General features: G+C 64.4%; 13 protein-coding genes. 2 read left to right on the top strand and 11 right to left on the bottom strand.

All coding sequences use genetic code 11. The features are described from left to right. Positions 1-4 precede the first annotated feature (4 nt). The 7 genes from choW to BXE_RS29005 form a co-directional block, all read right to left on the bottom strand. Positions 5-907: a choline ABC transporter permease subunit gene (gene choW / locus BXE_RS29035; RefSeq protein WP_007177083.1), complete on the bottom strand. Its 903-nt coding sequence runs from the start codon at positions 905-907 to the stop codon at positions 5-7. After that, positions 900-2,078, bottom strand: coding sequence for a quaternary amine ABC transporter ATP-binding protein (locus BXE_RS29030; RefSeq protein ID WP_007177082.1), 1,179 nt, complete (start codon positions 2,076-2,078; stop codon positions 900-902). Before BXE_RS29030 ends, choW begins: the two co-directional genes overlap by 8 nt. A gap of 597 nt (positions 2,079-2,675) precedes the next feature. After that, positions 2,676-2,879 carry a hypothetical protein gene (locus tag BXE_RS29025; protein WP_040124741.1) on the bottom strand — a complete coding sequence of 68 codons (204 nt, stop codon included), beginning with the start codon at positions 2,877-2,879 and terminating at the stop codon, positions 2,676-2,678. Positions 2,880-3,015: 136 nt separating this feature from the next. After that, positions 3,016-4,110, bottom strand: a complete 1,095-nt coding sequence (locus BXE_RS29020) for a benzoate/H(+) symporter BenE family transporter (RefSeq protein WP_148223023.1) — start codon at positions 4,108-4,110, stop codon at positions 3,016-3,018. 332 nt (positions 4,111-4,442) lie between these two features. After that, positions 4,443-5,573, bottom strand: a complete 1,131-nt coding sequence (locus BXE_RS29015) for a VIT1/CCC1 transporter family protein (protein WP_011491682.1) — start codon at positions 5,571-5,573, stop codon at positions 4,443-4,445. Between the two features lie 142 nt (positions 5,574-5,715). After that, positions 5,716-7,011 carry an MFS transporter gene (locus tag BXE_RS29010; RefSeq protein ID WP_011491681.1) on the bottom strand — a complete coding sequence of 432 codons (1,296 nt, stop codon included), beginning with the start codon at positions 7,009-7,011 and terminating at the stop codon, positions 5,716-5,718. Positions 7,012-7,109: 98 nt separating this feature from the next. Beyond that, positions 7,110-8,216, bottom strand: coding sequence for a tartrate dehydrogenase (locus BXE_RS29005; RefSeq protein WP_011491680.1), 1,107 nt, complete (start codon positions 8,214-8,216; stop codon positions 7,110-7,112). A gap of 115 nt (positions 8,217-8,331) precedes the next feature. Here BXE_RS29005 and BXE_RS29000 point away from each other — a divergent pair, with 115 nt between their 5' ends. After that, the gene (locus BXE_RS29000) at positions 8,332-9,243 is read left to right on the top strand and encodes a LysR substrate-binding domain-containing protein (protein ID WP_011491679.1); all 912 of its coding nucleotides are present in this window, start codon (positions 8,332-8,334) and stop codon (positions 9,241-9,243) included. A 112-nt stretch (positions 9,244-9,355) separates the two neighbouring features. On the opposite strand, the gene BXE_RS28995 is transcribed toward BXE_RS29000, so the two are convergent. Together BXE_RS28995 and BXE_RS28990 are read right to left on the bottom strand one after the other, a co-directional pair. Beyond that, on the bottom strand, positions 9,356-9,667 hold the full coding sequence (locus BXE_RS28995; RefSeq protein ID WP_011491678.1) for a hypothetical protein: 312 nt from the start codon (positions 9,665-9,667) through the stop codon (positions 9,356-9,358). A 108-nt stretch (positions 9,668-9,775) separates the two neighbouring features. Further along, on the bottom strand, positions 9,776-9,997 hold the full coding sequence (locus BXE_RS28990) for an AMP-binding enzyme (protein ID WP_322787395.1): 222 nt from the start codon (positions 9,995-9,997) through the stop codon (positions 9,776-9,778). A 261-nt stretch (positions 9,998-10,258) separates the two neighbouring features. Here BXE_RS28990 and BXE_RS28985 point away from each other — a divergent pair, with 261 nt between their 5' ends. Next, the gene (locus tag BXE_RS28985; RefSeq protein WP_011491677.1) at positions 10,259-10,618 is read left to right on the top strand and encodes a BON domain-containing protein; all 360 of its coding nucleotides are present in this window, start codon (positions 10,259-10,261) and stop codon (positions 10,616-10,618) included. A 202-nt stretch (positions 10,619-10,820) separates the two neighbouring features. Here the strand turns inward: BXE_RS28985 and BXE_RS28980 are convergent, their stop codons facing one another. Together BXE_RS28980 and BXE_RS28975 are read right to left on the bottom strand one after the other, a co-directional pair. Next, positions 10,821-11,969 carry a DUF1501 domain-containing protein gene (locus BXE_RS28980; RefSeq protein ID WP_011491676.1) on the bottom strand — a complete coding sequence of 383 codons (1,149 nt, stop codon included), beginning with the start codon at positions 11,967-11,969 and terminating at the stop codon, positions 10,821-10,823. A 5-nt stretch (positions 11,970-11,974) separates the two neighbouring features. Continuing rightward, a complete protein-coding gene (locus tag BXE_RS28975) occupies positions 11,975-13,498 on the bottom strand; it encodes a DUF1800 domain-containing protein (RefSeq protein WP_011491675.1) in 1,524 nt (507 codons plus the stop codon). Positions 13,499-13,533: the final 35 nt, after the last annotated feature.

Raw genomic sequence — 13,533 nt, 5'->3', positions numbered from 1 at the left:
CGGCTCAGCCGTGTTGCGCCGCCGGCTCGCGGCGCACTTTCATGAGGCTGCGCAAGCCCGACAGCAGCGGCGCGCGCGCCATGCCCGGCGAGCGGCCGAAGCTCTCCGTGATGCGGTCCAGAATGATCGCGAGCATCACCACCGAAAGGCCGCTCTCGAAGCCCAGGCCAATATCGAGCCGCTGAATACTCGCCAGCACGTCGTTGCCGAGACCGCCCGCGCCCACCATCGAGGCGATGATCACCATCGACAAAGCCATCATGATGGTCTGGTTGACGCCCGTCATGATCGACGGCAGCGCGTTGGGAAACTGCACTTTGTAGAGCAACTGCCACGGCGTGCAGCCGAATGCCTGCCCCGCTTCGACGATTTCGCGGTTCACGTGCTTGATACCGAGCGACGTGAGACGCACCGCCGGCGGCATGGCGAAAATCACCGTGGAGAGAATCCCCGGCACGCGGCCCAGACCGAACAGCATCGCGGCCGGAATCAGGTAGACGAACGCCGGCATGGTCTGCATCAGGTCGAGCACGGGACGCACGATCATCTCGATGGTGCGGCTCTTCGCGGTCCAGATGCCGAGCGGCACGCCGAGCAGCAGGCTGATCAGCGTGGACGACAACGTGAGTCCGAGTGTGATCACCATCTGATCCCAGAACCCGGTGCCGTAAATCAGCAGCATGGCGAGCAGCGTGAAAAGCGCGAAGCGCCAACCCACCCGCCACAGGCCGATGCCGACGAAAAACGCCATCAGCGCCCACATCGGCACAGCCTGCAAGCCGTGTTCGATCACCGCGGCAAAGCTCTCGATGACCTTACCGATGGAATCGAAAGTTTTTGCGTCGTGGTCGAGCAGGTAATGAACGCCGTGATCGACCCAGGCGCCAAGTGGAATGACTTCAGACATGGGAACTCCGATGGCGCGTAAGAACGTTCAGCACGTTCGTCTTGTTGACCGAACCGCAGTAGGAGCCGTCGGCTTCGACCACCGGCAGCGGCGCGCGGCTCGCCACCACGCGTTCGACCACATCGTCGAGCGGCGTGGTGCGGCGGATGCATTCGATCTGATTGAGCTGCGGCGAAGCGCTGCCCATTGCGTCGCGGCACACGAAGCCGCGAATCCTGCGTTCGCTGTCGAGCACGAACGCGTAGTCGGCGCTGCCGTTGAGCGTGGCGGCCACGCTCGACGCGTCGATCTGCGGCGAATGCTGCATGAGGGGCACGGCATCGGTCTGCATCAGATCGCCGGCGGTCAGATAGCGGCTCGTGTCGATGCCTTCGAAGAACGCGCGCACATAATCGTCGGCGGGATTGGTGATGATCTGCTGCGGCGTGCCGACCTGCACGACCCGGCCGCCTTCCATGATCGCGATGCGGGTGCCGATGCGCATCGCCTCCTCCAGATCGTGCGATACGAACAGGATGGTGCGCTGCTGTTCGCGCTGCAGATCGAGCAGCACGTTCTGCATTTCCTTGCGCTTGAGCGGATCGAGCGCGGAGAACGCCTCGTCCATGATCATCAGCGACGGGTTGACCGCCAGCGCCCGCGCGAGACCCACGCGCTGCTGCATCCCACCGGAGAGTTGCGCGGGCAGCTTCTCCGCGAACGGCGCGAGGCCGACCTGTTCGAGCACGGTCATCGCGCGCTTTTCGCGCTCCTTGCGGCCCACGCCCGCCACCTCGAGGCCGAACGCCGCGTTGGACAGCACGGTTCGCTGCGGCATCAGCGCGAAGGACTGGAACACCATGCTCATGTCCTTGCGGCGCAGCGCCGTCAGTTCCGAGCGCGGCACGCTGGCCACGTCGCGGCCGTCGATCAGCACCTTGCCGGCGCTCGGCTCGACCAACCGGTTGATCAGGCGGATCAGCGTCGACTTGCCGGAGCCGGACAGGCCCATCAGCACGAAGATCTCGCCTTCCCTGACTTCGAACGATACGTTGTGAACACCGACGATCTGACCCGTACGCGCGAACACTTCCTCTTTCGTTGCGCCGCCAGCCAGCATGCCGATCGCCTGTTTCGGGTTGGTGCCGAACACCTTGCACAACCCTTCGACTACGACCTTGGGGGAATTCATTGAATGCTCTCCTATGTCGACCGGAGTTAGCGCTTGGCGTGGAAGCGGAGTCGCGCACCAACGCGTGAACTCCCGGCCGACAGCTAAAAGCGCTAACTCAGGTCCCATGCAAGATGGTTTCTGGCGCGGCAGACGTCCGTCCGCGCTGTGCATACATAGTTGCCAGAAAAAAGTACGGGTAGCCGACTATTTGCGACAAGCACATGAGGAAATACGACACCCGTCTCGGGCGTGCGCTGGGCGGCTGCGGTCGGATCCTTGCTGGGCAAGGGTTTGAAGGGTGTTCGGGGGTGGATTGACGCGTGTCGCGCCAGAGCAAGTGGACGCGGCGCGGGGCGAAAAAAGTGTTCAGCGAGGCCGGCGATCGGAGTTGTGGCGGCGCAGCAGACGCCGGCACCTCAACCGGCTAGCGTAAACCCCGAATCCGCACGATGGTCGGAAGGATAGTACGCCGCCCTTCCTTGGAGGACCAGGTGTAACCGCCTGTGCGGAGCTAGTCGCCGTAGGGCACTGACCGGCGCTGTTCCCACCGCGACGATCTCGCGATGCTGAGTAACCAGTCAAGCGCCGCGTAGCCGCGTTCCGTAACGGAGACGGTTAGCGAGGCGCCCCCCACGCATTGAACACATGGTCGGCGGACAGTATGTTGCCGGCGCTCACATTGAATGAGTTCACGACGTAGCAACTCGGAAAATACTCCGGGCTGAAATGACACATCCATTCGGACAGCACTTTCAGATCCTTCTTGAGCAAAGCATTGTCGAACTTGATGCGGCCCACAAGGCGGGTTTTTGTCACCATGCCTACAGCTCCTTTCGTAAAGTTCCAACACAATGTTCGTGTGATGTAGCCGTTCCGTGATGCATTGATCACTTCGGCGGATTCGCCTCGCGTTGATAGTCTGGAAGACGCGTTCAGCAGATGTGCCGAAACCGGCTCAACTGGTTTTCGGCTCGTTGGCATCGGCCCGCTTCGCAGGCCTCCAGAGTGGCTTCTTCGACAAGACGAGCGAAAAAACGACACCGGCGACGAGTCCCCACAAGGCCGACCCCAAGCCGAAGAACGACATGCCGGAAACGGTGGCCACGAACGTAATGACAGAGGATTCGCGATCGGCCTCGGCAGCGACCGACGATGAGAGACTTGTGACGAGTGTTCCGAGCAGCGCCAGACCCGCCAGGGTACTGGTGAGCCCCGCGGGCAGCCGCGCGAAGAGCGCGATGACGGAAGCGCCAAACGTGCCGACGCAGAGGTAACCGACGCCACAGACCACGCCGGAGATATATCTGCGCTGGGGATTCTCGTGGCATTCCGGGCTCGCGCACATGGCCCCGACGATTGCCGCAGGGTTGATGCCGGAGTTGCCGAACAAGGCGAGAGGAATCGACATGAGTCCGCTGGCGCCAACGACCGATTTGGGCGATATGTCATAACCCGCGTTACGAAGAATATGGATCGAGGTTGCGTATTGGGTCAGGGCGAGCAGAAGCAACGGCAGGCCGAGTCCGACGAGTGCCTCGACAGAAAAGCTCGGGAGGGTGAGTTCGGGCTTGACGATGGTCAGGTCGAGCCCTTGGGCGGTGAAGTTCGTGCCCGGCAGAGCCAGGATGACGCCGGTCAGCAGCGCAAGCGCGACGGCGTAACGCGGGATGAAGCGCCGACAGGCGACGTACGCGACTATCACCGGCAGCACAACGGCGGGCGTGGATTGGAGCGAGCGGAAGATCCCCGCGCAAAACTCGAAGAGCACGCCAGCAATCATGGCAGACAGAAGATGTGCGGGCAGATGCTGGATCAGTCTGCCGAACAGACTCGACAAGCCAAGAATTGCGATGATGACTGTCACTACCAGATAACAGCCGATCACGTCGCCGAATGGATAGTGAGCAAGTCCGGTAATCAGCAATGCCACGCCGGGTGTCGACCACGCGCCGATGACCGGCATTCTGTGCCGCAGGCTAAGCCAGAGACCTGATAGGCCGGCACCGATGGAAACCGCCCAGATCCAGGTTGATAGCAGACTGCGAGAGATGCCCGGCCTGCGCCGCTTGCACGACGATCAACACCGGCCCGCTGTATGTTGCTACGAGCGCGATACCCCTGCGATGGCGGCGGACGCGGAGAAATCCGCGCGCATTCTGGAAAACATCGTGTGTATCACCGATGGACCGGGAGAACTCGGTCGGCTAGGTCGCAAGATCAGCGTGTTCGAGACGCTGAGAACACGTCTTGGACGCATGCTATTCGCCCGGCCAACGGAAGGAATTGGGATTGGTCTACTTATGCAGGAGGAAACTTCCGATGCGCGAACGTGGCGAACGGATGGCGGCTTCCGGTTAGAACGCCCGAAGCAGCGTTCGGCCGTCACGAAACCGACACCCCAAAAAGCCGCCCCACGCCGAACGTAAACGCCGCCGCGATCAGCCCGATCACAATCTGCCTCAACGCCGAAAATCCGGCGCTACGTCCGTTGAAGAGCGACGTGAACACACCGATCGACGCCAGCGCCAGCATGCTGAGCACCACGCATTGCACGATCGCGTTGTAGTCGCGAGTCCACAGAAACGGCATCACCGGAAAAATCGCGCCCAGCGAAAAGAGGCAGAACGACACGCCCGCGGCAGACCAGGGATTGCCGCCCAACTCCGCGGGATCGAGTCCGAGTTCTTCGCGCGTCAGGGTATCGAGCGCTTTATCCGGATCGCGCATCATTTGCGAGGCGACCCGTTTGGCCTCGTTCGCGTCGAGCCCCTTGGCGCGATAGATCAGCGTGAGTTCGTGCTCTTCGGCCTCCGGCGTCTCTTTGATCTCCTGCGCTTCTTTCGCGATCTGCGTGCGGGCCAGTTCGCGGGCATTGGTCACCGAGAGCCATTCGCCCAGCGCCATCGAACATGCGCCTGCAATGAGCCCTGCGAGGCCCGTCAGCAGAATCGCCTTGTTGCCGGTTCCCGCGCCGGCCACGCCCATGATCAGACAGAAGTTCGAGACGAGGCCGTCGTTGGCGCCGAGCACGGCGGCGCGCAGATCGTTGCCCGCCCCCACGCCCTTGTGCCACTGCTCGGCGGCGGCAATGCGCGCGCCTTGCGACAGGTCGGTATCGCCGCCGCCGTGCGCCAGCGTGCGGACGATGGCGGCGTGATGCTGCTCGTCCGCCGACATGCGGCCCGCGTCCGGCTGCCCCTCGTATTTGTTGCGATCGGCGTATTCCGCCGCGGCGAGCGTGGGCAGCACGAAACTCGCGCCGAACAGGCGGACCAGCGCCTTCATGAGGCGTGTTTTTACGGCGTGACCGGCGCCCTTCGGCTCGAGCCCGTTGGCCCGCAGCTTGTCGGCCCAGACCTGCGCATGATCGCGCTCGGACCTGGCGAGGTCGCCGTACACCTGCTTGCGCGTGTCGTCCTTCTCGGCATCGGCGAGGGTTTCGTATAACGCGGCGCTGTGCAGTTCATCGGAGAGATTGGCTTTATATCGTTTTATTTCCTGTCGGGATGCCATGATCGTGTGCCTGGGTTTCGAGTCGCTGGCGAAAGCGTAATCGATTCAGGCACGAAAAACATCAAAGCCCTAAAGCCTGTCTTGAGCGAGAACAGCAACGCTTCTCATCAACATTCGAGCATCAACGTTCGAGCATGCCGGATCATTGCGCCGCGGGCGCGGTCCGATACCCCCGCCGCCCCACGGCCAGCGCCAGCACCGCCGAAACCGCGAGGCTCGCCGCCACCACATAGAGCCCGGCGGCGTAGCCGCCGGTCACGCTCTTCAGCCAGCCGATCGCAAACGGGCCGACGAAGCCGCCCAGATTGCCGATCGAATTGATCATGGCAATGCCGGCGGCGGCCCCCGCGCCCGACAGAAACGTGCTCGGCATCGCCCACAACGGCGCCTTGGCCGCGCTGATGCCGACGTTCACCACGACCAGCGCCAGCACGACGCCGACCGCCGTGTCCGCGACGCCGGCCCAGCCGAGCCCGAGTGCCGCCGCCACGCACGGAATCACCACATGCCAGGTGCGCTCGCCGCGACGGTCCGAATGACGCGCCCACACCACCATGCCGATCACTGCCAGCACGCTCGGAATCGCGTTCAACGCGCCGGTGCCGAGCGCGCTGAAGCCATACTGGCGAATGATGAGCGGCGCCCACAAGCCAAGCGTGTAGAGTCCCGCGGACGTGCCGAAATAGATCATCGACATGATCCAGATACGCGGGTCGCGCAACGCGGCGAGCGCGCCGGCGGCATGGCCCGCGTGCGCTTCGCGGCCCATCCGTTCATCGCGCAAGGTGGCGATGAGCCAGGCCTTTTCATCGGCGGCGAGCCAGTTGGCTTTGTCCGGGGAATCGGTCAGCGCCTTCAGTACCGCAAAGCCGAGCAGGACGGCGGGAATCGCCTCGACGATGAAAAGCCACTGCCAGTCCTTCAAGCCGAACTGGGCGGGCATCTGCATGATCGCGCCGGAAATGGGCGAGCCGATCGCCGTCGACAAAGGCGCGGCCGCCATGAACGCGGCGGCCGCGACGGCGCGCTGGCGGGCGGGAAACCACTGGCTCAGGTAAAGGATGATGCCGGGGAAGAACCCGGCTTCGGCCACGCCGAGCAGAAAGCGCAGCGTGTAGAACGAGGTCGGCCCGGCAACGAATGCCGAGGCCGCCGACACCAGGCCCCAGGTCACCATCACGCGGGCAATCCAGATGCGCGCGCCGACCTTGTTGAGAATCAGATTCGACGGCACCTCGAACAGAAAATAACCGAGGAAGAAAATGCCGCCGCCGAGCCCGAACATGGTCGGCGTGAGGCCGAGGTCCTTGTTCATGGTGATGGCCGCGAAGCCGACGTTCACGCGGTCGAGAAAGCTGACGAAGTAAAGCAGCATCACAAAAGGCAAAATGCGCCAGGTCAGCTTGCGAACCACTCGGGCCTGCAATTCATCGTTCATACCTGTCTCCACTCGATCTCTGCAAGATGCAGTGAGATCGCCCGTGACGTGCCGGTCCGGGCGTTATGTTTATGTTTCTGTGCGATGCAGGGGCCGCCTCAGGCGGCCTTGACGCTGGCTGCCGGCACGGCCGGCGAGCCGGCCGCGAGGATCGCGCAAACGGCGTCCGTCACCTGCGCGGTCGTCGCCGTGCCGCCCAGGTCGCCCGTATGCAGCGACGGGTCCGCCGTGACGCGCTCGATGGCCGCCATCAGTTGCCGCGCGGCGGCGTGCTCGCCAAGGTGATCCAGCATCATCACCACCGACCAGAAGGTGCCGACCGGATTCGCGAGGCCCTTGCCCATGATGTCGAACGCGGAGCCGTGAATCGGCTCGAACATGGACGGATAGCGGCGCTCGGGGTCGAGATTCGCGGTCGGCGCAATGCCGAGACTGCCGGCCAGCGCAGCGGCCAGATCGCTGAGAATATCGGCGTGCAGGTTGGTTGCGACGATCGTGTCGAGCGTGGCGGGCCGGTTGACCATGCGCGCGGTGGCGGCGTCGACCAGTTCCTTGTCCCAGCGCACGTCCGGAAACTCCTTCGACACCTGCACCGCGATCTCGTCCCACATGACCATCGCGTGGCGCTGCGCGTTGCTCTTGGTGATCACGGTCAGCAGTTTGCGCGGCCGCGACTGCGCAAGCCGGAACGCAAAACGCAGAATGCGCTCCACACCGGCGCGCGTCATCATCGAGACGTCGGTGGCGACTTCGATCGGATGGCCCTGGTGAACGCGGCCGCCCACGCCGGCATATTCGCCCTCCGAGTTTTCGCGCACGATCACCCAGTCGAGATCCTGCGGCCCGCAGCGCTTCAACGGCGCGTCGATACCGGGCAGGATGCGCGTGGGCCGCACGTTCGCGTACTGATCGAAACCCTGGCAGATTTTCAGGCGCAGTCCCCACAGCGTGACGTGATCGGGAATATGCGGGTCGCCCGCCGAGCCGAACAGGATCGCGTCCTGATGGCGAATCGCGTCCAGTCCGTCGGCCGGCATCATCACGCCGTGCTCGCGGTAGTAGTCGCCGCCCCAATCGAAATTCTCGAACTCGAAGCCGAAGGCGTCGCTGCGCGCGGCGATGGCTTCCAGCACGCGCCGGCCTGCGGGCACGACTTCCTTGCCGATGCCGTCGCCGGGAATGGTTGCGATGCGATAGGTCTTCATTGAGCGTCTCCATGATGTTGTGAAAGCATGGATCGCATCGTAGAACGGCCACGGGGCGCCAGGACGCTGCTAGACTCAAAGCATCCTTAACTCAAGGTTAACAATAGGCCGCTTCATGACCGCGTCGATACATCCGGATGACCTCGCTTTCTTCTCCACGCTCGCCGCGAGCGCCAGTCTGACGGCGGCTGCGCGCGAACTCGGGCTGAGCACGGCTGCCGTCAGCAAGCATCTCGCGCAGATGGAATCGCGCGCCGGCGTCTCGCTCGTGAACCGCACCACGCGGCGCATGAGCCTCACGCCCGAAGGCGAGCTGTATCTGACGCGCGCGCGGCGCATCCTGAACGACATGGACGACCTCGCCCAGTTGCTCGGCGGCTCGCAGGCGGCACCCAAAGGCCTGCTGCGCGTCAACGCGACGCTCGGTTTCGGGCGCAGCCATGTGGCGCCGCTGATCTCGACATTCGTGCGGCGCTTTCCCGAGGTGGACGTGCAGTTGCAGCTTTCGGTCGACCCGCCGCCGTTCAGCGACGACGCCTTCGACGTGTGCGTGCGTTTCGGCGAGCCGCCGGATGCCCGCGTGATTGCGCGCCGGGTCGCGTCGAACCGGCGCCTGCTGTGCGCGTCGCCGCGCTATCTCGCGCAACGGCGCACGCCGCGCAGCCCGGCTGAGTTGGCGCAACACAACTGCATCGGCATTCGCCAGGGCGGCGACGGTTACGGCCTGTGGCGTCTGACCAGCGGACGCGGCGCGGCGGAAAAAACCGAGACCGTGCGCGTGCGTGGCAACCTGACCACCAACGACGGCGAAATCGCGGTGAAATGGGCGCTGGACGGCCACGGCATTCTGATGCGCGCCGAATGGGATATCGCGGACTATCTCGCCGATGGCCGGCTCGTCCATATCCTGCCCGACTACCGCACGCCGGGTGCGGATATCTATGCAGTGTACCCGCAGCAGTTACAGATGACGGCGCGCGTCAAGGCGTTCGTCGACATGTTGATCGAGACGCTTGGCGGGCGTTGAGAGTATCTGGCTGAGCCGCGTTGTGGCGTTCACGGCCGCGAGCTTGCGCGGCACGGTGATGCATACCGGCAGCCGCGCGAAGCTCGATCACGCCGCGCGGCGTCCCTCACGATTACTGGCTCGCGCCTGCTCCGACGCCGGCCTTCTTCTCCGCTTTCTGCAATTTGTCCGGATAGTTCGGGTCGTTCTGGGCCGGCTGGTAGCCTGCGTCTTCGAGCTTCTTCAGCTCGGCATTCTTTTTGGCGCGCGCCTGCTTGCGTGCCGCTTTGCGCTCGGCTTTGGTGGGCTTTGCACCGCTCGTTGCGGCGGGCGCCGCCGTAGCGGCGTCGCTGGCATCCTGAGCCGCGGCGAGCGGAATGCTGCCGGCCACCAGGGCGGTGGCGGCAAGTCCGAGCATGATCTGTTTAATGGCAAAGCGCTTCATTTTCAAAATCCCCTCTCGAAAGTTGGCGATGGCGTCGAAGCCTGTCTGCAAGCCTTTGTTCACGACCGCGAGTGCGCACAGTATTCAGTCCGGACTCGCGGGTAGAGCTTACAGGCAAACTATTAAAAGAGTATTTTCAGCGCCCCCGGCGGGTGTGACGTCGCCGAGCAGACGAACCTCACGAACCGGCCGTGCGCGCCACGTCCTCTCCTGCAATTGCCGCCACCAAATCTTGCCGCTGCCCGACTTCGGCAGCGACTCGACAAACTCGACGATGCGCGGTGTCTCGTACGACGCCATCTGCTCATGCGCCCAGTCGACGATCTCCATCGCAGTAATCGTGCCCGCATGCGCCGCGGCGCGCATCACGATTCCAACGCCGCAACGATTGCCAGAGCCGCTGCCAGTGCGGCGCTCCAGCCAGTTTTTCCAGCATGAGCCCGTGCGCTGGAGTATTGTTTAAGCGCGCCGGGAGCGTCGCGGTACGACTCTTCTACAAGACAGGGTGCTCCTCGTGGGCGGAAAGTGCTCGCAAGCGCGTAGTTTTTGCATGCAACGAAGCGACATTAACTTTTCGAGGATGGAGAAAACGTGAAAACAGTCAATCTTTTAAAGGCGCTCGGCATCGCATTGTGTGTAGCTACCGCTTCCAGCGTCTATGCCCAGTCGAGCGACGCGACCACGTCTGGCGACATGTCGGCGCCCAGTGCCAAAACAGTAAAAAAAACGGACCGTTCGCTGGGTTTGCAAGTGCGCAAGGCTCTGTCGAAAGCGCAGGGTTTTGACGTGTCGAACGTGTTCGTGCGCGCCCGCGGCGGCGTGGTGACGCTGAGTGGATCGGTGCCCGACGGCGCACAGATTCCCCAGGCCGAGGAAGTGGCCAGGAATGTGAACGGCGTGAAGTCGGTAAACAACAAACTGACGATTGGAACGCAAGGCGGTGGAGGTTAAGCGCCGCCGCTCTCACCCGCTGCTATCACCCGCTAATCGAGCGGGTGACGACAGGTGGCGCTGCCCGTCGCTCAACGGAAGCATGAGGCGCCGCCTGTCGTCCTGGTATCTGAGCTCACCGCGCCGTGCACCTCACCCCGCCCGGGCCGGCCGAATCCGGTCCACTCCACTCGCGGCATCTGCCCGCTCTCCGTTCATACCTTTATGCATGCACGATCCCGGCCAACGGCCGCGCCGTTGCCGACCGGCCGAACAGCGCGGCCGCCGTGCGCTGCGAATCGAGCCCGAGGCTTTCGCTCGCGGTGCCGGCGATCAGCGCATCCAGTGAAGTGGTCGGTTTGAGGTCGCGTGCTTCATAAAGGTCGTGAGGCGCGAGTCCCGGCCAGTCGGCGATCACCCGGCCGCCCCGCACCGAGCCGCCCAGCACCATCGCTACCGAGCCCGTGCCATGATCGGTGCCGCCCGTTCCATTGGCCGCGGCGGTTCTGCCGAACTCCGTCGCGACCAGCACGGTAGTCTTGTTCCACAACGGGCCCATGCCGTCGCGCAACGCCGCGAGCATCGTGTCGAGCGCCTTCAACTGATTGGCGAGGCGCGTGTTCTGCGCGCTGTGTGTGTCCCAGCCGCCGGTTTCGATCATGGCGATGCGCGGACCGCTCTCGCGCGACAGGAAGCCGGCGGCGAGCTTGCCGAGGCTCGCCGGATCCTGACGCGCGCCGGGCTCGCCTGCGAGGCCACGGGCGGTCATTGCCGACTCCCATAACGGGCGCAACTGCGCGTCCTCGTCATAGAGTTGCGAGACCCTTGTGAGCAGATCATCCGGAGCTTGCGGCAATGCGGAGGGCGCGTACGAGGTCACCGCCGCCGAGCCGCGCAACGCCATCGGCACGGTCGGCGCGAACGCAATCGCGTTCTCGCGCGTGGCCGGCAACTGCGCGACGAGCCGGTTCAGCCAGCCGTCTTTCATCTGATAGGGCGAGGTGCCGCCAGTCTCCAGCACGTTCTGCCCGTCGAAGTGCGACCGGTCGCGATACGGCGACGCCACCGCGTGCACGAACAGCGCCTGCTGGTTCGCATACATCGCAGCGGTCTGCGCCAGGGCGGGATGCAGTGCGAAGGTGCCGTCAAGACGTGGTGCGTTCGAAGTGTCGATGGCGAGCGCGCCGCGTAACGCTGCGTAGGCGGGTTCGGCGTACGGCACGACGATGTTCAGGCCGTCGGCGGCGCCGCGCTGGATCACGAACACGAAACGGCGGTCCGTGGCGACACTCGCCAACGCCATTTGCGGCGACACGAGAAACGCGCCCGCACCTGCGGTGGCGACGCTCAGAAACTTGCGGCGTGACAGCATGGCATTCATCTCCGTTGAAAATCCGGCGAAACCAGCAACAGCGCAATCGCCGTGGACGCGCTTTCGGCACGCGATACCGCAGTGGCCGTCGGCGCGCTGAGCGAGCCGGCGAGCAAGGTCTGGCCGAGGGCGCGTGCATCGAGCCGGTCACCGACGCGCGAGGCGAAGCGCTGCGCCACTTCGACCCGGCGCACGAGCGCGTCGGGCGCGGCCCAGCTTGCGGCAATGTCGTCGTAACCGGCCGGCGAGCCCGGCCGCCATACCGGCTGCCCGAGTTGGGTGAGAATCAGCGCCGCCTGCAGATTGCCGAGGTCCCGCCAGCCGAGCCCGCGCATCGAGGAAATGGTCCACTCCCACGGCGTCTTGAACTTCACGGCAGTGCTCGACCACGCTTGCGGCATCTCGACCAGTTCGCGGTACACGGCCGGCAGATCGCCGCCGCTGCGCTCGAACACGGCGGCGAGACGCTCGCTGACGCCGGGTGGCGGATTGTCGGCGACGAAATGACGGGCCAGCTTGCCGCCAATGTGCTGCGCGGTTGCCGGCGCGTTCACGAGATCATGCAGGATCGCGAGCGCCTGCTGTTCACCGGGCTCATCGTAGCGGCGACCCATGATGGTTCGCGAACCCGGCTCGTGCAGCGCGGCGCGAAACACGAAAGTGCCCGGCGCGGCGATCCGTTGCGCAGCCTGGCGGCCGGCGTTGCCGACACTGGCGGGATTGCCCGCGATACTCCAGCCGGTCAGCGCGCGGGCAAATTCGGTCACGTCGTCCTGGCTGTAGCCGCTGCGTACGCCGAGCGTGTGCAGTTCCATGATTTCGCGCGCGAGGTTTTCATTCAGGCCGCGTTTGCGATCCGGATTACGCTGCGCGGCGCGCACCGCCGCGACGCTGTCCGGTCCCACCGAACGCGTCTGGTCGAGGAACAGTTGCATGGCCGGATGACGTTCGACCGCCACCAGCATGTCTTCGAAACGGCCTAGCACATGTGGACGAATCGCTTCGGCTTCGAACGAGCCCGCGAGCGCCGCGACGCCGGGCTTTTCGGTGGATACCGCAAAGTGATTGGCCCAGAAATGCACCAGCCGCTCGACGAACGGTGTCTGCGTCGTCAACGCGCTCGTCACGCGCGCGTTCACCGAGGCGCGATACAGGTCGAGTATTTCGCCGCGAAGCGCTTTTCGTTCGGTTTGCCTGGCAATTTGCGCGTCGGTTCGTGGCGCGCTTTGAGCGTTGGTTTGAGCGTTGGTTTGCGCTGCATTGCGTGCATTCGCGGGCTGGCTGGCCACGCCCTCTCCCGCATTCTGGCGAACCTGCTGCTCGAACTGCATCCGCTGCTGCAGCAACGTGTCCGAAAGCGCCGCTGAGTCAGGCTGGCTCGCCCACGCGGCCGGGCGCGCCTGATACTGCTCGAACTGGGCGAGCAGCCAGGCTTTCGGGTCGGCGGGCGGCGTATCGTCGGCGCGCGCCCCCAGGCCGAAGCGGTTCAGCGCAATCGCTGCGGCGTTCAGGTTCGGTGAGTTGGCCATACCATCCTCGTGGCGTCCGGATAGTCTTTAAACGG

Origin of the sequence: Paraburkholderia xenovorans LB400 (genome assembly GCF_000013645.1) — a bacterium.
Lineage (GTDB): Bacteria > Pseudomonadota > Gammaproteobacteria > Burkholderiales > Burkholderiaceae > Paraburkholderia > Paraburkholderia xenovorans.
The sequence above is the reverse complement of the archived record's forward strand: the minus strand, read 5'-3'. Positions and strand labels throughout refer to the sequence as shown.